This is a genomic window from Microbacterium sp. SCN 71-21 (assembly GCF_001725695.1).
In the GTDB taxonomy this organism is placed as follows: Bacteria; Actinomycetota; Actinomycetes; order Actinomycetales; family Microbacteriaceae; genus Microbacterium; species Microbacterium ginsengisoli.
Genome location: NZ_MEGA01000028.1, coordinates 17,942 through 42,978 on the forward strand (window position 1 = coordinate 17,942; position 25,037 = coordinate 42,978).

29 protein-coding genes are annotated in these 25,037 nt (G+C 71.2%); 21 read left to right on the forward strand and 8 right to left on the reverse strand.

Features of this window, described 5'->3' with window-relative positions; genetic code table 11:
- Positions 1-50: 50 nt before the first annotated feature.
- From ABT08_RS06045 to rpsN, 15 genes are all read left to right on the forward strand, one after another.
- Entirely contained in the window at positions 51-1,154 is a 1,104-nt protein-coding gene (locus tag ABT08_RS06045) for a histidinol-phosphate transaminase (protein WP_288114256.1), read from the forward strand.
- Between the two features lie 5 nt (positions 1,155-1,159).
- Positions 1,160-2,308: a thiamine pyrophosphate-dependent enzyme gene (locus tag ABT08_RS06050; protein WP_045247040.1), complete on the forward strand. Its 1,149-nt coding sequence runs from the start codon at positions 1,160-1,162 to the stop codon at positions 2,306-2,308.
- Complete coding sequence (locus tag ABT08_RS06055; protein ID WP_056518790.1) at positions 2,305-3,288, forward strand: alpha-ketoacid dehydrogenase subunit beta; 984 nt, start codon at positions 2,305-2,307, stop codon at positions 3,286-3,288. The genes ABT08_RS06050 and ABT08_RS06055 overlap by 4 nt, the downstream gene beginning before the upstream one ends.
- A 24-nt stretch (positions 3,289-3,312) precedes the next feature.
- On the forward strand, positions 3,313-4,620 hold the full coding sequence (locus ABT08_RS06060) for a dihydrolipoamide acetyltransferase family protein (RefSeq protein WP_288114257.1): 1,308 nt from the start codon (positions 3,313-3,315) through the stop codon (positions 4,618-4,620).
- 143 nt (positions 4,621-4,763) lie between these two features.
- Positions 4,764-5,675, forward strand: a complete 912-nt coding sequence (locus ABT08_RS06065) for a metal ABC transporter solute-binding protein, Zn/Mn family (RefSeq protein ID WP_288114258.1) — start codon at positions 4,764-4,766, stop codon at positions 5,673-5,675.
- Positions 5,672-6,487, forward strand: a complete 816-nt coding sequence (locus ABT08_RS06070; protein WP_056207342.1) for a metal ABC transporter ATP-binding protein — start codon at positions 5,672-5,674, stop codon at positions 6,485-6,487. Before ABT08_RS06065 ends, ABT08_RS06070 begins: the two co-directional genes overlap by 4 nt.
- Complete coding sequence (locus ABT08_RS06075; RefSeq protein WP_045247031.1) at positions 6,484-7,344, forward strand: metal ABC transporter permease; 861 nt, start codon at positions 6,484-6,486, stop codon at positions 7,342-7,344. Before ABT08_RS06070 ends, ABT08_RS06075 begins: the two co-directional genes overlap by 4 nt.
- Positions 7,345-7,406: 62 nt before the next feature.
- Positions 7,407-7,820, forward strand: coding sequence for a Fur family transcriptional regulator (locus tag ABT08_RS06080; RefSeq protein WP_045247030.1), 414 nt, complete (start codon positions 7,407-7,409; stop codon positions 7,818-7,820).
- Positions 7,807-8,850 (forward strand): permease, encoded by a 1,044-nt coding sequence (locus ABT08_RS06085; RefSeq protein ID WP_048809197.1) that lies wholly within the window; start codon positions 7,807-7,809, stop codon positions 8,848-8,850. The genes ABT08_RS06080 and ABT08_RS06085 overlap by 14 nt, the downstream gene beginning before the upstream one ends.
- A 25-nt stretch (positions 8,851-8,875) precedes the next feature.
- Positions 8,876-9,658: a TIGR03943 family putative permease subunit gene (locus ABT08_RS06090; RefSeq protein ID WP_288114259.1), complete on the forward strand. Its 783-nt coding sequence runs from the start codon at positions 8,876-8,878 to the stop codon at positions 9,656-9,658.
- Positions 9,648-11,066: a hypothetical protein gene (locus ABT08_RS06095; RefSeq protein ID WP_056207339.1), complete on the forward strand. Its 1,419-nt coding sequence runs from the start codon at positions 9,648-9,650 to the stop codon at positions 11,064-11,066. Before ABT08_RS06090 ends, ABT08_RS06095 begins: the two co-directional genes overlap by 11 nt.
- A complete protein-coding gene (locus tag ABT08_RS06100) occupies positions 11,063-11,785 on the forward strand; it encodes a DNA-3-methyladenine glycosylase (protein ID WP_288114261.1) in 723 nt (240 codons plus the stop codon). Before ABT08_RS06095 ends, ABT08_RS06100 begins: the two co-directional genes overlap by 4 nt.
- Positions 11,786-11,924: 139 nt before the next feature.
- Positions 11,925-12,161, forward strand: coding sequence for a 50S ribosomal protein L28 (gene rpmB / locus ABT08_RS06105; RefSeq protein ID WP_045247025.1), 237 nt, complete (start codon positions 11,925-11,927; stop codon positions 12,159-12,161).
- Positions 12,161-12,331, forward strand: coding sequence for a 50S ribosomal protein L33 (gene rpmG / locus ABT08_RS06110; protein WP_045247024.1), 171 nt, complete (start codon positions 12,161-12,163; stop codon positions 12,329-12,331). Before rpmB ends, rpmG begins: the two co-directional genes overlap by 1 nt.
- Before the next feature lie 3 nt (positions 12,332-12,334).
- Complete coding sequence (gene rpsN, locus ABT08_RS06115; RefSeq protein WP_056207333.1) at positions 12,335-12,640, forward strand: 30S ribosomal protein S14; 306 nt, start codon at positions 12,335-12,337, stop codon at positions 12,638-12,640.
- Positions 12,641-12,701: 61 nt separating this feature from the next.
- On the opposite strand, the gene ABT08_RS06120 is transcribed toward rpsN, so the two are convergent.
- Positions 12,702-12,866: a hypothetical protein gene (locus ABT08_RS06120; RefSeq protein WP_048809196.1), complete on the reverse strand. Its 165-nt coding sequence runs from the start codon at positions 12,864-12,866 to the stop codon at positions 12,702-12,704.
- Between the two features lie 196 nt (positions 12,867-13,062).
- Between ABT08_RS06120 and ABT08_RS06125 the strand changes: the two genes are divergently transcribed.
- Positions 13,063-13,731 (forward strand): Type 1 glutamine amidotransferase-like domain-containing protein, encoded by a 669-nt coding sequence (locus ABT08_RS06125; protein WP_045247022.1) that lies wholly within the window; start codon positions 13,063-13,065, stop codon positions 13,729-13,731.
- Between the two features lie 78 nt (positions 13,732-13,809).
- Here ABT08_RS06125 and ABT08_RS06130 read toward each other — a convergent pair whose 3' ends face one another.
- Entirely contained in the window at positions 13,810-14,628 is an 819-nt protein-coding gene (locus ABT08_RS06130; RefSeq protein WP_045247021.1) for an alpha/beta hydrolase, read from the reverse strand.
- A gap of 104 nt (positions 14,629-14,732) precedes the next feature.
- Here ABT08_RS06130 and ABT08_RS06135 point away from each other — a divergent pair, with 104 nt between their 5' ends.
- Positions 14,733-15,455: a TetR/AcrR family transcriptional regulator gene (locus ABT08_RS06135; RefSeq protein WP_288114263.1), complete on the forward strand. Its 723-nt coding sequence runs from the start codon at positions 14,733-14,735 to the stop codon at positions 15,453-15,455.
- A gap of 42 nt (positions 15,456-15,497) precedes the next feature.
- Entirely contained in the window at positions 15,498-15,785 is a 288-nt protein-coding gene (locus ABT08_RS06140) for an HU family DNA-binding protein (RefSeq protein WP_045247020.1), read from the forward strand.
- Between the two features lie 87 nt (positions 15,786-15,872).
- Here the strand turns inward: ABT08_RS06140 and ABT08_RS06145 are convergent, their stop codons facing one another.
- Positions 15,873-17,003 (reverse strand): TDT family transporter, encoded by a 1,131-nt coding sequence (locus tag ABT08_RS06145; protein WP_045247019.1) that lies wholly within the window; start codon positions 17,001-17,003, stop codon positions 15,873-15,875.
- A gap of 74 nt (positions 17,004-17,077) precedes the next feature.
- On the opposite strand from ABT08_RS06145, the gene ABT08_RS06150 reads away from it, so the two are divergent.
- Positions 17,078-18,703 carry a cytochrome c oxidase assembly protein gene (locus ABT08_RS06150; protein WP_288114264.1) on the forward strand — a complete coding sequence of 542 codons (1,626 nt, stop codon included), beginning with the start codon at positions 17,078-17,080 and terminating at the stop codon, positions 18,701-18,703.
- A 34-nt stretch (positions 18,704-18,737) separates the two neighbouring features.
- Here ABT08_RS06150 and ABT08_RS06155 read toward each other — a convergent pair whose 3' ends face one another.
- Positions 18,738-19,811, reverse strand: coding sequence for a hypothetical protein (locus tag ABT08_RS06155; RefSeq protein ID WP_288114265.1), 1,074 nt, complete (start codon positions 19,809-19,811; stop codon positions 18,738-18,740).
- A gap of 85 nt (positions 19,812-19,896) precedes the next feature.
- Between ABT08_RS06155 and ABT08_RS06160 the strand changes: the two genes are divergently transcribed.
- The gene (locus ABT08_RS06160) at positions 19,897-21,243 is read left to right on the forward strand and encodes an ATP-dependent DNA helicase (protein WP_045247016.1); all 1,347 of its coding nucleotides are present in this window, start codon (positions 19,897-19,899) and stop codon (positions 21,241-21,243) included.
- A gap of 23 nt (positions 21,244-21,266) precedes the next feature.
- Here ABT08_RS06160 and ABT08_RS06165 read toward each other — a convergent pair whose 3' ends face one another.
- Together ABT08_RS06165 and ABT08_RS06170 are read right to left on the reverse strand one after the other, a co-directional pair.
- Complete coding sequence (locus tag ABT08_RS06165) at positions 21,267-21,920, reverse strand: biliverdin-producing heme oxygenase (RefSeq protein WP_056518786.1); 654 nt, start codon at positions 21,918-21,920, stop codon at positions 21,267-21,269.
- Positions 21,921-21,997: 77 nt separating this feature from the next.
- Positions 21,998-22,303 carry a DUF2470 domain-containing protein gene (locus tag ABT08_RS06170; protein ID WP_056518784.1) on the reverse strand — a complete coding sequence of 102 codons (306 nt, stop codon included), beginning with the start codon at positions 22,301-22,303 and terminating at the stop codon, positions 21,998-22,000.
- A gap of 105 nt (positions 22,304-22,408) precedes the next feature.
- Here ABT08_RS06170 and ABT08_RS06175 point away from each other — a divergent pair, with 105 nt between their 5' ends.
- Positions 22,409-23,302, forward strand: coding sequence for an EamA family transporter (locus ABT08_RS06175; RefSeq protein ID WP_045247013.1), 894 nt, complete (start codon positions 22,409-22,411; stop codon positions 23,300-23,302).
- An 85-nt stretch (positions 23,303-23,387) separates the two neighbouring features.
- Here the strand turns inward: ABT08_RS06175 and tal are convergent, their stop codons facing one another.
- Both tal and ABT08_RS06185 read right to left on the reverse strand, forming a co-directional pair.
- Positions 23,388-24,500: a transaldolase gene (tal, locus tag ABT08_RS06180; RefSeq protein WP_056518782.1), complete on the reverse strand. Its 1,113-nt coding sequence runs from the start codon at positions 24,498-24,500 to the stop codon at positions 23,388-23,390.
- The coding region (locus tag ABT08_RS06185; protein ID WP_288114267.1) for a transketolase-like TK C-terminal-containing protein at positions 24,497-25,037 on the reverse strand (541 nt) is incomplete at its 5' end. The genes tal and ABT08_RS06185, both read right to left, overlap by 4 nt.

Sequence of the window (25,037 nt, forward strand, 5' to 3'; positions counted from 1 at the left end):
AAGCGCTCCGGACGCGGATGCCGCGGTGCGCCCGCTCCTAGACTCGGCACGTGACCGATTCGCTCCCGATCCGCGCCCGCGCCGACATCGCGGCGCTCCCCCCGTACCGCCAGGGACGCCAGGCCGGCGCCGATGCGTTCAAGCTCTCGAGCAACGAGAATCCGTTCGAGCCGCTGCCGAGCGTCGTCGCCGCACTGCAGGGTGCCACGGGAGTGAACCGCTACCCGGATGCCTCGGCCGCCCTCCTGCGCGCACGTCTCGCCGAGCGTTTCGGGGTCACCGCCGAGGAGGTGCACATCGCTGCCGGCAGTGTGTCGATCCTGCTGCAGCTGGTGCTAGCGACATCCGGTCCCGGCGACGAGATCATCTACGCGTGGCGCTCGTTCGAGGCCTATCCCGGGCACGTGAAGATCGCCGGCGCGACCGCCGTCGAGGTGCCCCTGCTCGCCGACGGTCGCCACGACCTCGACGCGATGGCCGCTGCGGTCACCGATCGCACGCGACTGATCATCGTCTGCAGCCCGAACAACCCCACCGGGCCGATCGTCACGCAGACCGAGTTCGAGCAGTTCCTCGCGCGGATCCCCGCCGATGTGCTCGTCATCCTCGACGAGGCGTACGCCGAGTTCGTCACCGACCCCGAGGCCGTCGACGGGCTGCGCGAGCTCGGTGTCATCCGTCCCAACGTCGTCGCCCTGCGCACCTTCTCCAAGGCGTACGGCCTCGCGGGTCTGCGTGTCGGCTACGCCGTCGGCCACCGGCGCGTGCTCGACCTCGCCCGCTCCACCGCCATCCCGCTGTCGGTGACGGCTGCGGCCGAGTCGGCGGCGCTCGTCAGCCTGGACGCCGAAGCCGAGCTGCTCGACCGCGTGCGCGAGCTCACCGACCGGCGCGCGGCCCTCGTCGACGGCTTGCGTGCCCAGGGCTGGCGGGTGCCCGAGACGCAGGGCAACTTCGTCTGGCTCGACACCCGCGCCGACAGCCAGCGCATCGCCGCGACCTTCGACGAGGGCGGCATCATCGTGCGTCCCTACGGGGACGACGGCCTGCGCATCTCGATCGGCGAGGCCGAGACTGTCGAGAAGGTCCTGCAGATCGCGGCATCCGTTGTAGATACTCTCGCGAAGGGGCATCCGGCGCTCGCGTTAGCGTAGACACCGTGACTCCGCTCGACGACGTGGCCCCGCCCGCCGACCCCGAGATCATCAGCGTGCTGGCCGCCGACGGCTCGTACGCCCCGACGCCGTCGGCAGAACCCTTCCTGCCACTCGTCGAGGCGCTCACCGAGACCGACCTCGAGACCTTCTACCGCGACATGGTGACCTCGCGCGCGTTCGACCGGCAGGCGACCAACCTGCAGCGGCAGGGCCAGCTCGCCCTCTGGCCGCCGAGCTTCGGCCAGGAGGCCGCACAGGTCGGCTCGATCCGCGCGGCACGACCGCAGGACCACATCTTCCCCTCCTACCGCGAGCACATCGTCGCGACGATCCGCGGTGTGGACCCGGTCGGCATCATCCGCCTCATGCGCGGCGTCTCCCACGGCGGCTGGAACCCCCTTGACCCGGCCAACGGAAACACGCGCCTCTACACGCTCGTGCTCGGTTCGCAGACCCTGCACGCCACCGGCTACGGCATGGGCCTCGTGTTCGACGGCCGCACCGGCACCGGCGACCCCGAGCGCGACGAGGCAGTCATCGTCTACTACGGCGACGGCGCGTCCAGCCAGGGCGACGTGCACGAGGCGATGGTCTTCGCTGCGAGCTACCGCACCCCGCAGGTCTTCTTCCTGCAGAACAACCAGTGGGCGATCTCGGTGCCGGTCGCGGTGCAGTCGCGCACGGCGCTCTCGCGCCGCGGCTACGGCTACGGCATGCCGAGCCACCGCATCGACGGCAACGACGTGCTCATCAGCTACGCCGTCACCCGCCACGCGCTCGAGGCCGCCCGGGCGGGCGAGGGCCCGTCGGCCATCGAGGCGGTGACCTACCGTCGCGGTGCGCACACCACGAGCGACGACCCCACGAAGTACCGCACCGGTTCGGAGGAGGAGGGCTGGGCGCTGCGCGACCCGATCGCGCGCCTGCGCACCTACCTCGAGGGCCGCGGGGCATCCGCCGCCTTCTTCGACGAGGTCGACGAGGGCGCCGCCGCGCACGCCGATGACGTGCGCACGCGCGCCGTCACCCTGACCGCACCCGAGGCGCCCAGCATGTTCGCCCACGTCTACACCGACGATCACCCGCTGATGGCCGAGCAGGCGCGCTGGCTCGCCGACTACGAGGCATCCCTCGACGGAGGCGACGCATGAGCGACACGACCACGCTGCCGTTCGGCAAGGCGCTGAACGCGGGCCTGCGCAAGGCCCTCGCGGATGACCCGCGGGTACTGCTGATGGGTGAGGACATCGGACCGCTCGGCGGAGTGTTCCGGGTGACCGAGGGCCTGCAGGCCGAGTTCGGCGACCGCCGGGTGATCGACACGCCGCTGGCCGAGTCTGGCATCCTCGGCACCGCGATCGGCCTCGCCATGGCCGGCTTCCGGCCCGTGTGCGAGATCCAGTTCGACGGGTTCGTGTTCCCCGCGTTCGACCAGATCACGTCGCAGCTCGCCAAGATGACCAACCGCCACGAGGGCGTGCTCTCGATGCCGATCGTGATCCGCATCCCCTACGGCGGCCACATCGGCGCGGTCGAGCACCATCAGGAGAGCCCGGAGACCTACTTCACGCACACGCCGGGTCTGCGGGTCGTGAGCCCGTCGACCGCGAACGACGCGTACTGGATGATCCAGGAGGCCATCGCCTCCAACGACCCGGTCGTCTTCCTCGAGCCGAAGAGCCGCTACTGGCACAAGGGCGAGGTCGACCTCGAGGCATCCGCTCTGCCGCTGCACGCGTCGCGCATCGTGCGCCGCGGCACCGACGTCACGCTTGTCGGTCACGGCGCCATGGTCTCGGTGCTGCTGCAGGCCGCGGCGCTCGCTGAGAGCGAGGGCACGAGCTGCGAGGTCGTCGACGTGCGGTCGCTGTCGCCGATCGACTACGGACCCGTGCTCGAATCCGTGCGCCGCACCGGTCGCATGGTCTACGCGCAGGAGGCCCCCGGCTTCGTGAGCGTCGGAAGCGAGGTGGCCGCCACCGTCGCGGAGAAGGCGTTCTACGCGCTGGAGGCGCCGGTGATCCGGGTGTCGGGCTTCGACACCCCCTTCCCGCCCGCGAAGCTCGAGGGCGTGTACCTGCCCGACCCCGACCGCATCCTCGAGGCCGTCGACCGCAGCCTCGCCTACTGAGACCGCACCGCGAAAGGAACCCGGATGAGCGACCAGACCTTCCACCTCCCGGACGTCGGCGAAGGCCTCACCGAGGCCGAGATCGTCTCGTGGCGCGTGGCCCCCGGCGATACCGTCGACGTCAACGACGTGCTCGTGGAGATCGAGACGGCCAAGTCGCTCGTCGAGCTGCCGTCGCCCTTCGCGGGCACCGTCGGCGAGCTGCTCGTGGCCGAGGGTGCGACCGTCGACGTCGGCGCGGCGATCATCACGATCTCGGGCGGGCAGGATGCCGCGGCCCCCGCGTCACCCGCCGCGCCGGCCGCCGATCCGGGCGAGGGCTCCGGGTCGGTGCTCGTCGGCTACGGCTCGGCGGAGCAGGTGCACTCGCGTCGGCGCAAGCCCGCCGAGAAGCCCGTCGCCGCATCGGTCGGTGTGGTCGCGAAGCCCCCGATCCGCAAGCTCGCGCGTGACCTCGGTGTCGACCTCGCCTCGGTCGTGCCGAGCGGCCCGGCGGGCGAGGTCACCCGTGAGGACGTCGTCGCCCATGCCTCGCAGGCGAGCGTGTTCCGCAACATCGAGACGCCGGAGTGGCCGGAGGTGCGCGAGGAGACGATCGCCGTCGCGGCCGCGGTATCCGAGGTCGACGACGTGCGCGTCGAGTCGATCCCCGTGCGCGGCGTGCGCAAGGCGACCGCGAGTGCGATGACGTCGAGCGCCTACTCGGCGCCGCACGTGTCGGTGTGGACGGATGTCGACGCCACCCGCACGATGGAGCTCGTCAAGCGCCTGAAGGCCTCGCCCGACTTCGCCGACATCAAGGTCTCGCCGCTGCTGATCATGGCGCGCGCGGTGATCTGGGCGGTGCGCCGCACGCCGATGGTGAACGCCGCGTGGGTCGAGGGCGACGACGGCGCCCAGATCTCGGTGCGCCACTACGTGAACCTCGGCATCGCCGCGGCGACTCCGCGGGGCCTCCTCGTGCCGAACATCAAGGACGCGCAGGACCTCAGCATGCGCGATCTCGCCCGCGCGCTCGAGAAGCTCACGCTCACCGCCCGTGAGGGTCGTACCGCACCGGCCGACCAGCAGGGCGGCACCATCACGATCACGAACATCGGCGTGTTCGGGATGGACGCCGGCACCCCGATCATCAATCCGGGCGAGTCCGGCATCGTCGCGCTCGGCACGATCCGGCAGAAGCCGTGGGTCGTCGACGGCGAGGTGCGCCCCCGCTGGGTGACCACCGTCGCCGGGTCGTTCGACCACCGGGTAATCGACGGGGACGGCATGAGCCGGTTCATCGCCGACGTCGCCGCCGTGCTCGAGGAGCCCGCGCTGCTGGTCGAGTAGCCGTGGCAGCACGGCCGGGGGCCGGTGCTGCAGCGTCCCCCGCGGCGCGATTTTGAGAACGATTATCACTAAGCATAAGCTGTCCGCATGCGATCCCCCCGGACCCTCCTCGCCCTGCCCCTGCTCGCCGCCGCGGTAGCCCTGTGACATTGTCGGGCTGCACGGGGGCGGCGGCATCCTCACCGTCGTCGTCGGGCGGCACCATCCAGGTCGTCGCCTCGACGAACGTCTACGGCGACATCGCGCAGACCGTCGGCGGGTCGGCCGTGCAGGTGACCTCGATCATCGCCAACGAGTCGCAGGACCCGCACGACTTCGAGGCGAGCGCCGCCGACCAGCTCACCGTCAAGAACGCGCAGCTGCTCATCGAGAACGGCGGCGGCTACGACCCCTTCCTCGACCAGCTCGTGCAGGCCACCGGCTCCACGGCGCCGATGATCACCGCCGCGACCCTCTCGCCCGAGTACCCGGCCGACGGCAACACCGCCGAGCACAAGGACGACGCCGATCACGCCCACGACCACCTCGAGGGCTTCAACGAGCACGTCTTCTACGACCCCGCCGTCATGAAGACGGTCGCCGCCAAGATCGCGACCGAGCTCGGCGCGCTCGACCCTTCCCAGGCGGCGACGTTCACCGCGAACGCGCAGGCGTTCGGCACCCAGATGGACACGATCGAGCAGAGCATCGCCACCATTGCCGCCGCTCACGCGGGGGTGGGAGTGTTCGTCACCGAGCCCCTGCCGCTCTACCTCACCGACACCGCCGGCTTGGACAACGTCACTCCGGTCGCGTTCAGTGAGGCCGTCGAGGGCGGCCAGGATGTCCCGCCGGCGACCCTGCTGCAGGCGCTCGCCCTCATCTCCGACGGCAGCGCGAAGGTCGTCATCGTCAACGCGCAGGCCGCCGGAGCAGAGACGACCCAGGTCGAGGACGCGGCGAAGGCCGCGAACGTCCCCGTGCTGAAGTTCTCCGAGATCCTCCCGGCAGGCCAGACTTATGCACAGTGGATGCAGCAGAACGTGACCCAGCTGGCCGACGCGCTGGGCAAGTGACCCCGGCCCCCTCGCCGCTTCGCATCTCGGGTGCCGCGCTCCGCCGCGGCACCCGAGAGCTGTGGAGCGGCCTCGACCTCGAGCTCGCCCCCGGTGAGCTCGTCGCCGTGCTCGGGCCGAGCGGTTCCGGGAAGACCACACTGCTGCGCGCGATCCTCGGCCTCGAGCGGCTGAGCGAGGGATCGGTCACCGCGCTCGGCCGGCGCGTGACGCGCCCGGGCAACCGGCGCGTCGGCTACATCCCCCAGCAGCGGCCGCTCCCGCGTGAGACGTCGCTGCGCGCGCGCGACCTCGTCGGACTCGGCGTCGACGGCCACCGCTTCGGCCTGCCGATCCCGCGGCGCGGCGACCGCGCCCGCATCGACGCGCTTCTCGGCGAGGTCGGCGCCGCCGCCTTCGCCGACCGCCCGGTGGGACTCCTGTCGGGCGGCGAGCAGCAGCGCCTGCGCGTCGGCCAGGCGCTCGCCGACGACCCGAAGCTGCTGCTGTGCGACGAGCCCCTCACGAGCCTCGATCTCGCCAACCAGCAGGCGATCGTCTCCCTCATCGACCGGCATCGTCGCGAGAAGGATGCCGCGGTGCTCTTCGTCACTCACGACATCAACCCGGTGCTCGACTCGGTCGATCGCATCCTCTACCTCGCCGGCGGCCGTTTCACGCTCGGGCGACCCGCGGACGTCCTCGACTCGGCGGTGCTCTCGGAGCTCTACGGCGCCCCGGTCTACGTGCTGCGCGCCGGCGACCGGCTGGTCGTCGTGGGCGCGCCGGATGCCGAGGCATCCCCTCACCATCACGGCGAGGAGCACGGATGAACGGCGACGCGATCGGCAACGCCCTCTTCGGCGGCATCTCGCAGTACGGCGCGATCCTCGCCCTGGTGCAGAACTCCGTCTGGGCGGGAGCGCTCCTCGGCCTCGTGGGGGGCCTCATCGGTGTGTTCGTCATGCAGCGCGACATGGCCTTCGCGGTGCACGGCATCTCGGAGCTCTCGTTCGCCGGAGCGGCGGCGGCCCTGCTGTTCGGCTTCGACATCGTCACCGGATCGATCATCGGCTCGCTCATCGCCGCGGGCCTGATCGGATGGCTCGGGGTGCGCGCCCGCGACCGCAACTCGATCATCGGGGTGCTCATGCCGTTCGGCCTGGGCCTCGGGATCCTGTTCCTGTCGCTCTACAACGGCCGCAGCGCCAACCGCTTCAGCCTTCTCACCGGACAGATCGTCTCCGTGCAGTCGGCGCAGCTGACGGCCCTCGCCGTCATCAGCACCGTCGTGCTCGTGGCGCTGCTGCTCATGTGGCGGCCGCTGCGCTTCGACTCCCTCGACCCCCAGTCGGCAGCAGCCCGCGGTGTGCCGTCGACGTGGGTGTCGTTCGGCTTCATGCTGCTGCTGGGCCTCGTCGTCGCTGTCGCGGTGCACATCATCGGCGCGCTGCTCGTGCTCGCGCTGCTGGTCACCCCGGCCGCGGCGGCGATGCGGGTGGCCACGGGTCCGCTCGCGGTGCCGGTGCTCGCCGCCGCGTTCGGCGTGGCCTCGGCGGTGGGCGGCATCCTGCTCGCCGTGATGGGCACTCTGCCGGTGAGCCCCTACATCACGACCATCTCGTTCCTCATCTACCTCGTCTGCCGCATCGTCGGTGCGGCGAGGGAGCGTCAGACCCGCGCCCTCTGAGGACGCCGGGAAAGCCGGATGCCCCGGCTGACCCCGCGTTCCTCGTGGGTAGACTCGCCGCCATGGTGCAGCGGAACACGTGGCAGCGCGATCGCGTGCGCGAAGAGCTGTCCGACGCTCCCGGGTTCATCAGCGCACAGGATCTGCACGCGCGCCTGCGTGAGCAGAACACCGGCATCGGTCTCGCCACCGTCTACCGCGCCCTCTCCACCCTCGCCGCCCACGGCGAGGCTGATTCGCTGCAGAGCCCCGAGGGCGAGAGCCTCTACCGCGCGTGCGCGACGACGGGACACCACCACCACCTGATCTGCCGCCGCTGCGGCAAGGCCGTCGAGATCGCGGCGACCGACGTCGAGGAGTGGGCCCGTCGCACCGCCGCGGCCCACGGCTTCACCGAGGCCGAGCACGTCGTCGACATCTTCGGTCTCTGCGCCGACTGCACCGCCCTCCGGGCCCACGAGCGTGACAACGGCTGAACGCGCCCGGGTGCGCCGGTCGACCCCGGCACCGGAGCCCCGTCGCGCGCCCGGACGCATCGCCGGCGCCCTGCTCATCGGCGCGATCGTGGTCGGTGTCGTCTTCGCCGTCAACCTGCTGGTTCCGGGCGCGCTCGACATCTCCCTCCCGACCCGCGCGCAGGACGGCCTGACCCTCGCGATCAGCGTGCTGATCGAGTCGCTGCCCTTCGTGGCGCTCGGTGTGCTGCTGTCGATCGTCGTGCAGGTGTGGGTGCCGCCCGGAGCGATCGAGAGATGGATGCCGCGCCGCGCCTGGGCCCGCCGGGCGGTGCTGTCGCTGCTCGGCATGCTGATCCCCGTGTGCGAGTGCGGCAACGTGCCGTTCGCGCGGGGGCTGCTGATGCGAGGGTTCGCGGTGTCGGAGACGCTCACCTTCCTCGTCGCCGCCCCGATCGTGAACCCGATCGTCATCATCACCACGAACCAGGCATTCGGGTTCGACGACGGCATCCTCGTAGCTCGCCTGCTCGGCGGATTCGTCGTCGCGAACCTCATCGGCTGGCTCTACAGCCGCCACCCCGACCCCGACGCGCTGCTGACCGATCGGTTCCGGGCGACCTGCGAGATCGTCGAGACCGAGTCGGGCGGGCGCTGGCGCCGCTCGCTGGCGCAGTTCCTCGTGGAGCTGCGCGCGGTCATGCCGGCTTTGGTGATCGGCTCGGCGCTCGCCGGGGCGGTGCAGGTTCTGGTGCCGCGCGAGGCGCTTCTCGCCATCGGCTCGAACCCGGTGCTCTCGATCGTGGCGATGATGATCCTCGCGATGATCGTCTCGATCTGCTCGAACGTGGACGCGTTCTTCGCCCTGTCCTTCGCGTCGACGTTCACCCCGGGCGCGATCGTCGCCTTCCTGCTGGTCGGTCCGCTCGTCGACGTCAAGATGATCGCCCTCATGCGCACGACGTTCACGGCACGCGTACTCGCGGGCACGGTCGTCGTCGTCGTGCTGTTCGCGTTCGTGCTGGGTCTGGTGGTGAACCTCGTTGCGTAGGTCGTCGGCTCTCTTCTCCCGGTGGATGGGCGCGGGCATCGCCTCCCTCCTCGCGGTCGCGACGATCGTGCTCTGGCTCACCGGCCAGCTCGCCCTCTACATCAACCCGTCGTCGTACTGGTTCGCGGTGCCCATGGCGTTCGTCGTGCTCATCGGCGCAGTGCTCAGCTTCGCGCTGCCCCTCGGGGCCGAGGCCGACCACGGTCATGACCACGGTGCGGTGGCGGATGCCGCGCATCACGACCACGACCACGACCACGCGCACGACCACCCGCACGCGCCCCGCCGCGGGGTGCGCGCGTGGGTGGGGCTCGGCGCGACCGCGATCGGCGGGGCCATCGCGACGGCGGTGGCGGTCGCGATCGTCGTCGTGCCCCCGGCATCCCTCAGCGCCGAGCTCGCGCAGTCGCGCAACGTGGGCGCTGCGCCCCTGTTCGCGGGATCCGACACGATCACCCTCGCCAGCACGGGCGACACGGCAACCTTCGGGGTCGGCGACTGGGCCAGCGTGTTCGCGACCGCGACGAGCACCGAGGTGTTCGAGGGTCGCACCGTGTCGCTGATCGGCTTCGTGACCCCCGCGCAGAACGGCGGGGCGTTCGATCTGACACGGCTGGTCATCACGCACTGCGTCATCGATGCGCAGACCGCGAGCCTGACGATCGCGGGGGCGGACTCGACACCGAACACCGGCCAGTGGGTCGATGTGAAGGGCACGGTACGCGCGGCGTCCGACACCGGAAAGCTCGAGATCGTCGCCTCGAGCGTCACACCGATCGCCCAGCCGCAGGATCCGTATGAGTACTGACCCGGCACTCCGCACCCGTTCGGGTCGCAGTCGCCGTCGCCGGCGTGCGTTCGGCATCGGATTCGCCGCCGTGATCGCGGTGCTCGGCGTCGTCGCGCTCGCGGGCGCGGCGGTGTCGAGCGTGCAGGGTCCGCGTGTGACGGCGGTGTCGGTCGATCCGCAGGCGGCTGTCGAGGCCGGCGGTGCCCGCGTCATCCTCACCACCTCGCAGTCGCTGCAGAAGGTGGAGACCTCGCAGGTCACCGTCACGCCTGCCGCGTCGTTCACCGTGCAGACGTCGGGGCGCGACATCGGCGTGCGCTTCTCGAACGCCCTCTACGACGACACGCAGTACACCGTCACCGTCCACGGGGTGGTCGGCATCGGCGGAGGTCCGGTGACGACGCTCAGCGAGAGCTTCCACACGCCCGCGCTGTCGGTCTTCATGCTCAAGCGCGGCAGCGGCACCGACACGATCTTCCGCACCGGGCTCGACGGTGCCCAGGCGGTCCCCGTCTTCGAGAACCCTCACATCGAGGACTTCCGGGCGACGAGCCAGCACCTCGTGATGTCGGTGCGCACCGCCGACGACAAGCCCGAGCTCATCGTCACCGACCTCGACGGCGCGAACGCGCGCACCCTTCCGCTGCCGGGCGCGGGCGACATCCGCGATCTGGGCGTCGCCGACCGCGGCGAGGTCATCGGATACACCTTCACCGACGCGAACGTCTCGAAGACCTCCGGGGACGCGAGCGTGCTGTACACCGACTCGCTGGCGCTGCAGGACGCCGCCGCCCCGCCTACGCGGATCGCGCTGAGCGGGGTGTCTCCGAGCGTCGCGCAGTGGCGGTTCGTGCCCGGCACCGACAACATCCTGGTGCTCACCTTCGACGGCCGGCTGTTGCTCGCCTCCTCGGCGGGCAAGGACCCCGTCGACCTGGGCAGCGCGGCGAGCATCGACGGCATCGCCCGCGGCAGCACGTCGGCGATCATCGAGCGACCCGACGGCACATACTCGATCGACCTCACGAGCGGGGCGCAGACTCTGCTCACCGACCCGCCCAACGTCGCCGGCTTCGCCGGCACCGTGACGCCGCTCACCGCCACGACGACGCTCCGGCAGTACGCGCAGGTCACGAACGGCGCCACCACCGGCACCGAGATCTACCGGGTGCTCGCCAACGGCACGTCATCTGTGGTGTACACCTCCGCGGCCACCGACGCGGTGCTGCAGGTCTGCACGTCGCCGAGCGCTCGCTACGCCGCGGTGCTCATCGCACCCAACGTCGCACAGAACCCGTACGTGACCACCTACGAGTACCCGGTGCCCGGCACGGTCGAGACGCACATCATCGACCTCGACACCGGCAAGGAGGTGTCGAAGCTGTCGGCGTTCGACATCTCGTGGTGTCAGGTGCCGATCGAGTGAGCGACGGGCTGCGCCCGGCGACGCCCTCGGACCTCGCCGGCCTCCCGCTCGAGGTCGCGCCCCGACTGCTCGGTGCGGTTCTCCACGTCGGTGTCGGGGGTGAGACGGTCGCCGTGCGCATCACCGAGGTCGAGGCCTACCACGGCCTCGGCACCGGTGACGTTCCCGATCCGGCGTCCCACGCCCGCAGCGGACCGACCGCGCGCAACGCGACGATGTGGGGACGCGCTGGACTCCTCTACGTCTACCTCAGCCACGGCATCCACTCGTGCGTCAACGTGGTGTGCGGCCCCGAGGGGGTCGCAGGTGCGGTGCTGCTGCGTGCGGGCGAGGTGATCAGCGGGGCGGATGCCGCCTCCCGTCGCCGGCTCGGCAGTGCAGGCGCGCCCGTCGCGGCGCGGGAGCTCGCCCGTGGTCCGGGGCGCCTCGCGAAGGCGGCCGGGCTGCGGCATCCGATTCACGACGGCCTCGACGCACTGACGGCGCAGCCGCGCGGCGGTGCCCGCGCACGTCTGCTGCTGCCGGAGCGGCCGCTGGCGCCGGTCGCGAGCGGCCCGCGGGTCGGGGTGGCGGGACCTGCCGGCACCGACCTCTACCCGTGGCGGTTCTGGCTGCCGACCGAGCCGACGGTCTCGGTGTTCCGCTGGGGTCGTGGCGCCGGGCCGCGGCATCCGCACGAACCGGCCCGTCAAGGCGACACGCCGCGCGTGCTAGACTGACCTTTTGTCTGCGCGCACTCCAGCACGCAGCTCGTACCCTCCCCGCGACCCGCGCCAGAGATGGCGGGTGTCCGGCTGGGTGCAGACAAGGGATCTTGGGTGGCACCGTCCGGTGCCACGGTACAGAAGGAGACTCACCATGGCCGCAGTGTGCCAGGTGACTGGAGCGGTTCCCGGCTTCGGTCACAACATCTCGCACTCGCACCGCCGGACGAAGCGCCGCTTCGACCCGAACGTGCAGAAGAAGACCTACTACGTTCCGTCGCTCGGTCGTAAGGTCACCCTCACGGTGTCCGCCAAGGGCATCAAGGTGATCGACGCCCGCGGCATCGAGTCGGTCGTCAAGGACCTCCTCGCGAAGGGTGTGAAGCTCTAATGGCGAAGAAGGCCCAGGACATCCGTCCGATCATCAAGCTGCGTTCGACCGCCGGCACGGGATATACCTACGTGACGCGCAAGAACCGCCGCAACAACCCCGACCGCATCGTGCTGAAGAAGTACGACCCCATCGTGCGCAAGCACGTCGAGTTCCGAGAGGAGCGCTGACCCATGGCCAAGAAGAGCAAGATCGCTCGTAACGAGCAGCGCAAGGTCGTCGTCGAGCGCTACGCCGCGAAGCGTGCCGAGCTGAAGAAGGCGCTCGTCGACCCGACGTCGACCGACGAGCAGCGTGAGGCCGCCCGCGTCGGCCTGCAGAAGCTGCCCCGTAACGCCTCGCCGGTGCGTCTGCGTTCGCGCGACGTCATCGACGGTCGCCCCCGCGGTGTGCTGACGAAGTTCGGCATCTCGCGTGTGCGCTTCCGCGACATGGCCCACCGTGGCGAGCTGCCCGGTGTGACCAAGTCGAGCTGGTAAGCAGCCGATTCGCACGAAGCCCCCGAGGGAGACCTCGGGGGCTTCGTCGTTCGCGGGGACGTCAGCAGATGAGACCGGCGCCGAGCCAGTTCGGGTAGGGCAGCGTGCGCAGCAGCTCGTCGTGCGGGTCGGTGTGCGTGTGCGACTCCGCCGACGAGACGCTTCCCTCGAAGGGATCGGGCGGCAGGGTCTCGGTGCGGGCGGACGGGCGGTCGTGGCGTGCCATGGTGCTCCTCGGATCGTGCCGGCTGTCGCCGGCGGGTCGGGGGCTCGGTGCACCGAGTGTGGCAGAACGGCAGGGCGCGGCGAAGAGCGGAGCCGTTGTCCCCGGCGTATCCACAGCGGGCCTCGTCCCGGCCGTCCCGGGGTCCTAAGGTCGAGGGCAGCGGCGCACGCGCGCCGCATCGACCCCGGGGGGCTCCATGAAGCTGTTGCTGACGTCGGGCGGGATCCGCAACGACAGCATCGAGCGCGCCCTGGTCGACATGGTGGGCAAGCCGGTGGCTGAGGCATCCGCTCTCTGCATTCCCACCGCGCAGTGGGGCCACACGATGTGCGGGCCCGAGTCGGTGCGTGGATTCATCACCGGCCTCCCGCCGTGGGGCGGCATGACGTCGATGCCGTGGCGCACGCTCGGCGTGCTCGAACTCGCCTACCTTCCGTCGATCGGCGTCGAGCGCTGGCAGGAGTGGGTGCGCGCCGCGGACGTGCTGCTCGTCGACGGCGGCGACGCCACCTTCCTCGCGCACTGGATGCGGGAGTCCGGCCTGCTCGAGCTCCTCCCCGAACTGCACGACACGGTGTGGGTGGGCGTCAGCGCGGGCAGCATGGTCATGACGCCGCGCATCGGTCGGGAGTTCATCGCCTGGGCGCAGGCGCCGGATGACACGACCCTCGGCCTCGTCGACTTCGCGATCTTCCCGCACCTTGACGTCTTCCCCACGAACACGAGGGAGGCCGCCCAGAAATGGGCGGCGACGCTCGAGCTGCCCGCGTACGTGCTCGACGACGAGTCCGCGATCTCGGTCGTCGACGGCGAGGTGTCGGTGATCTCCGAGGGCGAGTGGTTCACCCTCGGCCCGGCGTCGTAGCCACAGCCGCGCATCGGCCGATCGTCGACCGGGCGCGGCGCAGCGCCGGGGCGCAGCCGCGGCCCGGCGCCCGCGGGCTCAGCCACGTGCGTGCGTGACGGCCCACGCCAGCGAGTCGTCCGCGACCTCCTCCCATCCCTCCTGGCTCACGATGCGGTGGGTGCGCCCCTCGTACTCGCGGTAATCGACCACGGCGGGACTCCCCGACGAGCGGTACTTCTTCACGATCGCGCGCCCGATCGCCGGGGGCACCACGTGGTCCCGCGACCCGGTGATCACCAGCAGGGGAGCGCGGTCGGTGCGGGCGTAGTCGACGTGGCTCGCGCCCTTCTTCTCGGAGAAGGCCGCCGCAACCCCTTCGAAGAACACCCTGTTGTACGACGGCACGGCGAACTGCTCCCAGAGGTCATCGGATGCGGCGCGGTCGAGGTCGTTGCCGAAGGTGAAGTGGAAGTGGCCCTTGGACAGCGGCGAGGCGCCGTTGCGACCGAACGGGTTGGACAGGATCGGGGTGCCCGTCCACAGTGTCGACGCCGGCAGTGTCGTGATGCCGGCGGGCTGCCCGGGCGTGACGGCGACGTACGCGGCGCCCAGTCCGCGGTCGGCGAGCATCTGCGTGAAGAGGCCGCCGAATGAGTGGCCCATGATGATGGGCTTCACCGGGAGTGCCCGGATGATCGCGTCGTAGTGGTCGACGATCTGCCGGATGCCGATGCCGCGCAGGGCGGAGGGATCGCGCCGGATGTCGGCGACGGAGCGGTCATCGATCCCGGGCCAGCCGGGCACGATGACCTCATGCCCGGCGTCGCGGAATCGACCCGCCCACGTGTGCCAGCTCAGTGGGGTCATCCACAGTCCGTGGATGAGCAGGACGGGCGGTGTGGTCGTGTCGGTCATCGGTTGCTCCTCGTGGGGGGTGGCGTAGAATCAGAGTAGACCGAACGTTCTATCTATTCAAGCGATTCCACCACCGGCTGGCACGATGGATCGCGGAGGATCACATGAGCACTGCAACAGCGGACCGCCCCTCGGCTCGGACCCGCCTGCTGGAGGCGGCGACGACGCTGTTCTACTCCGAGGGGATCCATGCGGTCGGCGTCGATCGCATCATCGAGCACGCGTCGGTGACCCGCGCGACCCTCTACAAGCAGTTCGCCGGCAAGGAGGGCCTCGTCCTGGCCTACCTCGAAGGGGAGGACGCGCAGCTGCGGGCGCTCTTCGCCGAGGCGGCGACCGCGTCCGATGACCCGGGGATCCTCCTCGACCTCGTGGTCGGCGGGATCGCCGACGACGTGCGCCTGCGGCACACGCGCGGATGTCCGTTCATCAACGCCGCGGCGGAGTACCCCGAGGAAGGACCTGTGCGCCGCCTGATCGACGAGCACCGGTCGTGGTTCCGCACCACCCTCGCCGACCTCGCTGGCGCAGCCGGCCTCGTCCGTCCGCGCGAGGTGGCGGCCTCCCTCGTCCTCCTGCGGGATGCTGCGCTCGTCGGCGGGTATCTCGACGGTCCTGGCCTCGTCACGCCTGACTTCGCGCGCACCGCGCACGAGGTGATCCGCGCGCACCGGCCTGATCAGCAGTCACAGCAGCCCCACGAGCGTCATGCGCCTCGTGACACGCCGCCACCGATCCGTCAAAGTGCGGAAAATCCGCGGAATCACGCGGAAAGTGGGTATATTCGAGCACGGTCGAACCCGACCACACCGGGCACCCTCGGGTGACCGGACCCAGACAAGAGGCGCTTCGGCGCCTGGAGGAACCACATGGCCGACAAGTCCATCACCAAGACCGAACTCGTCGCGAGCATCGCGAGCGCAACGGGTCAGAGCCAGGCCACGGTCTCGGGTGTGCTCGACTCCCTGTTCGCCACGGTCGCCGAGAGCGTCGCCAAGGGCGCGAAGGTCTCGATCCCCGGTTGGATCGCCTTCGAGCAGGTCGAGACCGCCGCTCGCACCGGTCGCAACCCCCAGACCGGCGCCGAGATCAAGATCGCCGCGGGCAAGCGCGTCAAGGTGACCGCGGGCTCGAAGCTGAAGGCTGCCGTCAAGTAAGTCTTCTCGACTCCGCGAAGGGGGGATGCCACGTGGCATCCCCCCTTCGTCGTGTCCGGCTTCGTTCGCGGTGGCGTCGCGGCGACGTCAGGCCGGCGGCAGCAGTAGGCGACCCGTGCGAAATACTCCGTGCAGGGTGCGCGCGGCGACGGTGACCCACGCGACGAGGAGCCCCACGAACAGCACCGCGGACAGCGCCGCGAGTGCCTGCGAGCCGGTGTGCACGGCGAGGGCGGCGGACCCCGTCACGCACGTGCCGACGGGGAACGTGAACGACCACCAGGTGAGAGTGAACGGCAGGTGGGCGCGCGCGGCGCGGATCGTCAGGGCGACGACGAGGGCACCCCACAGCAGGGCGAAGCCGAGCACGGGCACGCCGAACACGACGCCCGCGGCGGAGAACGCCGATGCCAGGTCGGGCGGAGCGGCGAGGTGCGCATCGGCACCCAGGTTGTTCGCCGCGGTGATCGACTGACCGAGCGGTCCGAGAACGATCCACAAGGTCGGCACCATCGCGACGGCCCCGACCTTGTGGCGGGCGAGGCGCCCCCACAGCTGGGTGAGGATGATGAGCGCCGCGATGCCGGTCATGCCGGTCATCGCGTAGCAGGCGAGCAGGAAGTCGAGCCGCAGCTGGCCCGCGGGGATGTGCGGCAGCAGGGCCGCGCCGGTCGCCGCCGACACCATGGGCGGGACGATGGGCATGAGCCATCCGCCGAACGCGCTGTCCTCCCGCACGTCGTGGCGGGTGAAAGTCAGGTAGGGGATCGTGACGGCGGCGATCAGGCCGAGCACCGTGCCGACGGTCCACAGCACGGCGTCGATCGCGACCGCCACGGGCTCACCGAGGATGTCCACGCCCACGACCAGCGTGCCGAGTCCGACGGTCAGTGCCGCCATGGCCGGTGCGCCGTAGAAGTGAGCCATCGTGGCATTGCTGTGGTGACCGCGGGCGACGCCGCCGAACCAGATCCAGTGCAGCGCGGTCGCGACGATCAGCGCGAGGAACATGGCGGATGCGAGCAGCCACACCACGAGTGCGAAGGTGCGCTGGCCGGGCACCTGCACGGGGAGGGCGACGGCAGCGTTCGCGACGATGCCGGTCCCCATGACCGAGGCGAACCAGTTCGGCGTGATGTACGCGACGACGTCCCGAGGGCGATCGATGGCCTGCAGCCAGCGGCGGCGCGCGGGCGCGGTGGCGGTGGGGTGCGACATCCCTCTATCGTGGCGCGTCCGGCTATGGTCGCGCGCACGGGAATGCCACCCGGCCCCCGCCTAGGCTGGACCGCGTGACTGCGCGCGCCTGGCGGATCGGAGCCCCTGTGCTCCTTGCCGTCGTAGCGCTCGCCACGGCGCTGGTGACGGCCGGTCTGTCGGCGCCCGGCCGATTGGTCGGCTGGCTCCTGCCGCTCGCCGAGGTGCTGGTGCGGCTCGGGGTGGCGACGACGATCGGATGTCTCGTGCTCGCCGTGGCCGGCGGAACCGTCGCCCGCGCCGCGTTCGGGCGTCTCGTGGCGGTCGCTGCCGGTGCGGCCGCGGTGTTCGCCCTGGCCGCCGCCGCAGCGACCGTCCTCACCGCCGTGTCGCTGCTCGACCTCACACCCGGTCTCGATCCCGCATTCGGCGCCGAGGTGGCGGGCTTCGTCACGGGAACGTCGACGGGACGACTCTGGCTCGTGACGACGGTGCTGGCGGCGCTCATCGCCGTGCTGCTGGTGTCGGTGCGCACGGTGCGGGCCGTCCGAGTGCTCGCGGTGCTGGCAGCGCTCGCAGTGGTGCCGCTGGCGGCGCTCGCCGCCGGCGCGTCGCCGCGCCCGGCCGCGGGCCTGGCTCTGCTGATGCTCACCGTCTCGACCGTCGGCGCCGGGATCGTCGTGGGAGCGGCCGTCGTCTCGGCCTCGCGCGCTCCGGTACCTCTCGTGATCGCGCTGGTCGCGCTCGCCGCGCTGCTCGGATTCGGGGCGGCGGTCGGCATCGGCACGCAGCCCGTCGCGCCGCCGGCCGACGCGACCCCCTCCGAGGTGCTCACCGGGATGCCGCTGCCCCCGGCGCCCACGATCGGATCGCTGCTGCTCGGTGTCGCGCTCGACCCGCTCTGGCTCACCGTCGCCGCAGCGGGAATCGCGTGGCTCGTCGTGCGCCGCCGAGCCGCGGTCGCGGGCGCCCGGCGCTCGCCCGCGCGTCTCGGCGCAGGAATGGTCGCGGTCGTGCTGTTCCTGTGGGCGACGTGCGGCGGACTCGCCGTCTACGCCGACGTGCTGTTGAGCGCCCGGCTCGCGCAACTGCTGATCGTCGCACTCGCCGTGCCCGTGCTCGTCGCGTGGGCGACGCCGCCCCGCGCTGCGCGCACCGCCGGCGCCGAGACATCCGCCCCGCTCGCAGCGCTCGCACCGCCGCGGGCGCTGCGTTCCCCCGTCGTCGCGGCGCTGCTGCTCATCGCCGTGCTCTGGCTCGCGACAGCGACCGACGTGCTGCGCTGGACGCTGAGCCACCGCATCGGCACCGACCTCGCGATCGGCGTCGCCGCGGCGGCCGGTCTGCTGTTCGTCCGGGCGGTCGTCGTGCCGCGCACCGCGACGGCGGCGCGGGCGCTCGCGATCGTGCTGGTCGCGGCGGCCGTCATCGCCCTCGCCGCCGTGCTCGTCTCGACCGCGTCGTTGTGGGTCGCGGACTGGTTCGGCGCCCTCGCCCCCGCCTGGGGCGCGGAGCCCCTCGATGACCAGCGCCGGGCGGGAGTCGTCGTCGCGGGGTGCGGTCTCGTGCCACTGCTCGCTCTCGCCGTCATGGTCGCGCGCACCCCCAGACCCGCGGATGCCGCGTCCCGCCGTCTTGCGCGCCGCGAGCGCGACGCCGAGCTCGACGCGTACGACGCGGCGCTCGCCGCCGCCCGCCGGCACCCCGACCGCGACGCCTGATCGTCCGGCGCGGGAAGTCGCGGCATCCGGCAGGTCAGTTCGTTCCGCCGCCGATCGAGATCGCGACCGTCTCGTCGGGGTTGACGGTGATTCCGGCGTTCACCGTGAAGGGGACGTCGTCGCTGACCCGTCGCACCGACCCGTCGTAGAGCGACTGCACCGTCACCTGGATGTGGGCGACCGCGGCGGTGTCGGGGATGCGCCAGCCGTTGCCGTCGGGAACGACCTGGATCGTCGGCTGCTGCGTGATTGACCACGTCGGAGTGCCCTCGACGCGGTTGCGCACGACATAGCCGAACGGGCATCCGGTGGGCTGCAGCACCTGCTGGGTCGCGCACTGCGAGAGGAACTCGTTCACCCGCTGCTGCACGACCGAGGTGAACTGCGCCGTCGGCTGCGCCTGAACGGTGACCGGGATGTCGACGCCCGGCGCGTTCGTCAGCACCGCCGTCCCGCTCGAGGAGGAGATGTCGGTGTCGATGCGGATCGCGTAGAGGGCAGGGGAGAAGACCAGCATCGCGATCGGCTCGGTCGGCTTCACGTTCTCGCCGTCGGGCGAGACCTGCCGCTTGTCGACCACGAATCCATTGACGCCGAACTGCATCGTGCCGAGCGCGGTGAGCGACATGACCGCGAGCGGACTCGTGGCGAAGCGCCAGGTGGGGAGCACACCGAGCTGCCCGTCGGGTGCGACGCGGAACGCGGTGGTGCCCGAGTGACCGCCGGCGGAGTACGAGACGGTGACGGTCGTGACGGCACCTTCGGACGACTCCGACACGACGTTCACGTCGGAGAGCTGGCCGAGCGCGGTCGATCGCAGCAGTGCGGACGAGGCCGTCGACGGCAGCCCGGCGGCGGACAGCTGATCGGGGGTGAGCGCCACGCCCGGGACCGCGAGCGCGTCGCCGGCCCGCCCATCCGACAGGAGGGACAGATAGTGCAGCACGAACGCCGTCGGGCTGTACAACTGGCGGTAGAGCGCCGCGGATCCGACGCCGAGACCCGCGAGCAGCAGCGCGGTCACGAGCGCGATCGATGTGAGATCGACCCACAACGGCCGACGCCGACGCACCCGGGGGGTGGCGGCATCCGGCTCGGCGACAGTCACCTTCACAGTGTAGGAACCGGGCCGCGCCGCCACCCGGGAAACGCCCCCACGGCTCGCGGGGCGCCCGCGCACCTAGCATGGACGGGTGCAGACGACCCCCCTCTCGAGCGAGCAGACGGAGGTCTACGAGCTCATCGAGGGCACGCGCGACAACGTCTTCGTGACGGGTCGAGCGGGCACCGGCAAGTCGACGCTGCTGCGCCACCTCGTCGAGCACACCGCCAAGCGCGTCGCCGTGTGCGCGCCGACGGGGGTCGCCGCACTCAACGTCGGCGGGCAGACCATCCACTCGCTGCTGCGGCTGCCGATCGGACTCATCGCCAACACCGAGCTCACCCAGCCCGAGGCGACCCGCAAGCTGCTCGGCGCCCTCGACATGCTCGTCATCGACGAGGTGTCGATGGTCAGCGCCGACCTCATGGACGGCATCGACCGGGCGCTGCGTCAGGCCCGGGGTCGCCGCGCGGAGCCCTTCGGCGGCGTGCAGGTCGTCATGTTCGGCGACCCGTACCAGCTCGCCCCGGTGCCGCCGCGCGGCGACGAACTGCGCTACCTGCACGACCACTACCGCTCGCACTGGTTCTTCGACGCGCACGTCTGGGCCGGCGAGACACCGGATGCCGCAGGCATCATCGACCTCGGACGCCACGGCGCCACCCTGCACATCCGCGAGCTGCGCGACATCCACCGGCAGTCCGACCCGGCGTTCAAGGCGCTCCTCGACGCCGTGCGCCATGGTCGCGTGACGGCCGACATGGCCGGAGTGCTCAACGGCCACGGGGCCCGCACACCGCCCGAGCCGGTCGACGGCGAGCAGCCGATCATCACCCTCGCGACCCGCAACGACGCGGTCAATGCGATCAACAAACGCCACCTCGACGCCCTCATCGGGCGATCGCAGACCGCCGTCGCGGAGATCAACGGCGACTTCGGCCGCGGTGACGCGTACCCCGCCGATGTCGAGCTGCAGCTGAAGATCGGCGCGCAGGTGATGTTCCTGCGCAACGACACCGCCGGCTACGGCGAGCCGCCCCGTTGGGTGAACGGCACGATCGGCACCGTCACCCGCATCACGGGAGACAAGGTGCGGGTGAGCGTCGACGGCGAGGAGCACGACGTCGAACCGGCGGTCTGGGAGCGCTACCGCTACGCGTACCACGCGACCACCCGTCAGCTCACGCGGGACGTCGTCGCCGAGTTCACCCAGTTCCCGCTGCGGCTCGCGTGGGCCGTCACGATCCACAAGTCGCAGGGCAAGAGCTACGACCGGGCGGTCATCGACCTCGGCTCGGGGGCGTTCGCGCCCGGGCAGACGTACGTGGCCCTGTCGCGGCTGACCTCCATCGACGGGCTGTACCTCCGCCGGCCGCTGCGCCCGAGCGACATCCGGGTCGATCCCGACGTCGCGCGCTTCATGGCCGCGGCCCGCTGACGCGGCGCCGATGCGCGGGGCGGTCAGGCCGCGGCATCCGCCTTCGCGCGGGCGAGGTCGTCGAACAGCTCGGTGTTGAACCGGTAGGCGAGCAGCACCTCGTCGATCACCCGCTGCTTCTCGGCCTCGTCCCACGGGGCGGCGTCGAGCTGCTCGCGGTAGACGTCCTTGAACGCCTTGGGGTCCGCGATGTCGCCGAAGATGTAGAACCCGATGCCGTTGGTCTCGAACCCGAACCGGCGCGCCATCAGCTTGCCGATGAACAGTCCGCCCGACAGGTCGCCGAGGTAGCGCGTGTAGTGGTGGGCGACGAAGCCGCCCGCCCACGTGGCGCCGACCTGACGGATGCGGGCGACGTAGCGCTCGGTCGTCGGCAGCGGGGTGATGCGCTGCGTCCAGTCGTCGCCGATGAGGAACGCGAGGTCGGCCTCGAGGGCCGGCAGGCGCGTGAGCTTGTCGCTGATGAAGACGGATGCCACGGGGTCGCGGCGCATGCGATCCGCCGCCCCTTCGAGCGCCTCGTAGATGAACCAGTGCTGGGCGACGAGAGCAACGTAGTCCTCGCGCGTGCCCTCCCCCTTGAGGAGATCGGCCATGAACCCGGCGCTCTCGCTGCCGGAGTGCGCGCCGCTGGAGCGCTCGCGCAGGGCGGTGGAGAAGGGGATGGGCGTCGTCATGTCGCCCACTATACCTTCAGGTAAGCGGAACCTAACCTTCGCGTTGCGTCAGAGCCTTTGCGCGGGTTCCTCGGAGGTCACTCGTGCGGACGCGGCTCGACGCCCAGGCGCCGGCAGGCCGCGTCGTAGAGCGCCACGATCTCGCGGCGCACCTCTCGCCGTTCGGTGATCTCGCCTCCCGGCCAGGGCACCTGCAGCGTCTCCTCACCGGTCGAGGTCGTGTAGCTCCACTCGCCGGCCGAGCCGTCGAACCCGATCATCACTGCGCCGACAGCGTCAGCGTCACCGAACGCGCGCGCGATGAGCAGGTTGTCGTCGGCGTGATCGGAGTTCATGTGACCGAGGACGCCTGCGAGGGCGTCGGCGTCGAAGAGGTGGGGCATGCCTCCACCCTACGCACGGCCGGCGACCTCGTACGTCACCCCCGCACGGCGATGTCGGGAGGACATGCTTTGATCGGAATGTTCCCCGACGGTTGGAAGAGTGCGATGTCCCCTGCCCGCAGCAGCTACGGCGCGATCGGTCTCGTGCTGATCGGTCTGGCCTGTCAGGAGGTCGGCGCGTCGATCGCCGTGCTGCTCTTCCCCGCTGTCGGGCCTCTCGGCATGGTGATGCTGAGACTCGTGTTCTCGGCGCTCGTGCTTCTCGCGATCGCCCGCCCGCGCCTGCGCGGGCTCTCGCGAGACGCCTGGCTCTCGGCCCTCGCGTTCGGGCTCGTGCTCGCACTCATGAACGGTCTGTTCTACCTCGCCCTCGAGCGTCTGCCCCTCGGTGTGACGGTCACGATCGAGGTGCTCGGCCCGCTGACCCTGTCGATCATCGTCGCCCGCCGTGCGAGCGCCCTCGTCTGGGCGGGAATCGCCGCCCTCGGAGTGGCGGCCCTGGGCGGGGGCGGCTGGGATCGACTCGACCTGCTCGGGGTCGTGTTCGCACTCGCCGCGGCCGCCAGCTGGGCTTTCTACATCCTCGCCTCCGCACGGGTGGGGCGGCTCTTCGCCCGACTCGACGGCCTCGCGATCGCGATGGCGGCGGGCGCGGTGGTCTCGCTGCCGTTCGGCATCGTCGACGCGGGCTCCGCCCTCGTGCGACCTGAGCTGCTCGGCCTCGGGGCGGCCGTCGCGCTGCTGTCGTCGACCATCCCGTACGCCCTCGAACTGTTCGCGCTGCGGCGGGTCGCGGCATCCGTCTTCGCGGTGCTGATGAGTCTCGGCCCGGCGACCGCCTCGGTGGCGGGATTCCTGCTTCTCGGACAGCATCTCGCCCTGCTCGAGATCGCGGGCATCGCGCTCGTCGTGATCGCGAGCGCGGGCGCCGTGCTCGCCGGCGCGCGCCCGCGCACCGTGCGGGCGCTGCCTGACGGCGCGCTGCCGCCGCAGGCCTGACTACCGGCTCGAATCGGCCCGCGTCGAGTGCCTGTCGATTCGGTCGACTGTGCGCGCCTTCCGGGGTCGTGCGGCCGGGTCGGGCTCAGTGCGTGAGCGCCGGGGCGAGTGCGGCCGCGACCGTTGACGTCAGATCGGCCCACGAATCGACGAACGCCGCGACTCCGCGCTCTTCGAGCAGCCGCGTGACATCGCCGAAGTCGACCCCCGCCGCCGCGAGGGCGTCGAGAACGGCCCGGGCGTCGGCATCGCGGGCGGTGACCGTGTCGCCCGTGATGATCGCATGGTCGAAGGTCGCCTCGAGGGTGGCGGCCGGCATCGTGTTGACGGTGCCGCGCGCGACCAGCTCGGTGACATAGCGGGTGTCGGGGAAGGACGGGTCCTTCACGCCGGTCGACGCCCAGAGCGGCCGCTGACGGTTCGCCCCGGCGGCGAGCAGCGCCCGTACCCGGGGCTCCTCGAACCGCTGCTCGTACAGGTTGTACGCGAGGCGGGCGTTCGCGAGCGCCGCCTGGCCGCGCAGGGCGAGTGCCGCGTCGGTGCCGATCGCCGCGAGCCGGGCGTCGACCTCCGTGTCCACGCGCGAGATGAAGAACGAGGCCACGGAGTGGATCGTGGTCAGGTCGAGGCGGTTCGCGCGCGCCTGCTCGAGGCCGGCGAGGTAGGCGTCGATGACCTCGGTATAGCGCTCGAGGCTGAAGATGAGCGTCACGTTCACCGACACCCCGGCCGCCACCACGGCGGTGATCGCCGGAAGTCCCGCGCGGGTCGCGGGGATCTTGATCAGCACGTTGGGCCTCGCCACCGCGGCGTGCAGGGCGAAGGCCTGCGCGATGGTGCCCTCGGTGTCGTGGGCGAGCTCGGGGGAGACCTCGATCGAGACGCGTCCGTCGACGCCGCCCGTCGCGTCGTAGACCTCCCGCAGCACATCGCAGGCGTCGCGCACGTCGTCGGTCGTGATGCGGAGGATGGCCTCATCGACGGATGCCGCGGCCGCGGCTTCCCGCGCGAGTGCCGGCCCGTACCCCGCACCGCGGGTGATGGCCGCCTGGAAGATCGACGGGTTGGTCGTCACTCCCGTGACGTTGCGGGTGCGCACGAGTTCGGCGAGCTCGCCGGACTCGATGCGCTCGCGGGAGAGATCGTCGAGCCAGATGCTCACGCCCGCCGCGGCGAGGGCGGCCGTCGGCGTGCTCACGCTGTCGCCTCGATCGTCTCGTGCGCCGCCGCGACGACCGCGTCGACGGTGAAGCCGAAGCGGCGCTGCAGCTCGCCGGCCGACGCCGAGGCGCCGAAGTGATCGATGCCGATGACGCGGCCCGCGTCGCCGACGATCCGGTGCCAGCCGAGCGTCGAGCCCGCCTCGACCGAGACCCGGGCCTTGATCGTCGAGGGGAGTACGGACTCGCGGTAGGTGTCGTCTTGTTCGGCGAACCATTCGAGGCTGGGGGCGGAGATGACGCGGGCCTGCACTCCTTCGGCCGCGAGACGCGTGCGAGCCTCGACGGCCAGGTGCACTTCGGAACCCGTCGCGATCAAGATCACGTCGGGGGTGCCGTCCTCCGCATCCACCAACACATAGGCGCCCTTCCTGACGCCCTCCGCCCCGGCGAATCCATCGATCTCTCGGGGCAGGACGGGGAGGTTCTGGCGGGAGAGGGCGATGCCGGCGGGCCCGGTGTGGCGGGTGAGGAGTTCGAGCCAGGCGGTGGCGGTTTCGTTGGCGTCGGCGGGG

Coding starts and splice junctions, on each gene's coding strand:
- ABT08_RS06140 (WP_045247020.1), top strand. CDS start 15,498: ATGGCCGACAAGTCCATCACCAAGACCGAACTCGTCGCGAGCATCGCG.
- ABT08_RS06130 (WP_045247021.1), bottom strand. CDS start 14,628: ATGACCGACACGACCACACCGCCCGTCCTGCTCATCCACGGACTGTGG.
- ABT08_RS06145 (WP_045247019.1), bottom strand. CDS start 17,003: ATGTCGCACCCCACCGCCACCGCGCCCGCGCGCCGCCGCTGGCTGCAG.
- rpsN (WP_056207333.1), top strand. CDS start 12,335: ATGGCCAAGAAGAGCAAGATCGCTCGTAACGAGCAGCGCAAGGTCGTC.
- ABT08_RS06170 (WP_056518784.1), bottom strand. CDS start 22,303: ATGCCCCACCTCTTCGACGCCGACGCCCTCGCAGGCGTCCTCGGTCAC.
- rpmB (WP_045247025.1), top strand. CDS start 11,925: ATGGCCGCAGTGTGCCAGGTGACTGGAGCGGTTCCCGGCTTCGGTCAC.
- ABT08_RS06055 (WP_056518790.1), top strand. CDS start 2,305: ATGAGCGACACGACCACGCTGCCGTTCGGCAAGGCGCTGAACGCGGGC.
- ABT08_RS06060 (WP_288114257.1), top strand. CDS start 3,313: ATGAGCGACCAGACCTTCCACCTCCCGGACGTCGGCGAAGGCCTCACC.
- ABT08_RS06075 (WP_045247031.1), top strand. CDS start 6,484: ATGAACGGCGACGCGATCGGCAACGCCCTCTTCGGCGGCATCTCGCAG.
- ABT08_RS06095 (WP_056207339.1), top strand. CDS start 9,648: ATGAGTACTGACCCGGCACTCCGCACCCGTTCGGGTCGCAGTCGCCGT.
- ABT08_RS06120 (WP_048809196.1), bottom strand. CDS start 12,866: ATGGCACGCCACGACCGCCCGTCCGCCCGCACCGAGACCCTGCCGCCC.
- ABT08_RS06125 (WP_045247022.1), top strand. CDS start 13,063: ATGAAGCTGTTGCTGACGTCGGGCGGGATCCGCAACGACAGCATCGAG.
- rpmG (WP_045247024.1), top strand. CDS start 12,161: ATGGCGAAGAAGGCCCAGGACATCCGTCCGATCATCAAGCTGCGTTCG.
- ABT08_RS06080 (WP_045247030.1), top strand. CDS start 7,407: ATGGTGCAGCGGAACACGTGGCAGCGCGATCGCGTGCGCGAAGAGCTG.
- ABT08_RS06175 (WP_045247013.1), top strand. CDS start 22,409: ATGTCCCCTGCCCGCAGCAGCTACGGCGCGATCGGTCTCGTGCTGATC.
- ABT08_RS06165 (WP_056518786.1), bottom strand. CDS start 21,920: ATGACGACGCCCATCCCCTTCTCCACCGCCCTGCGCGAGCGCTCCAGC.
- ABT08_RS06090 (WP_288114259.1), top strand. CDS start 8,876: ATGGGCGCGGGCATCGCCTCCCTCCTCGCGGTCGCGACGATCGTGCTC.
- ABT08_RS06135 (WP_288114263.1), top strand. CDS start 14,733: ATGAGCACTGCAACAGCGGACCGCCCCTCGGCTCGGACCCGCCTGCTG.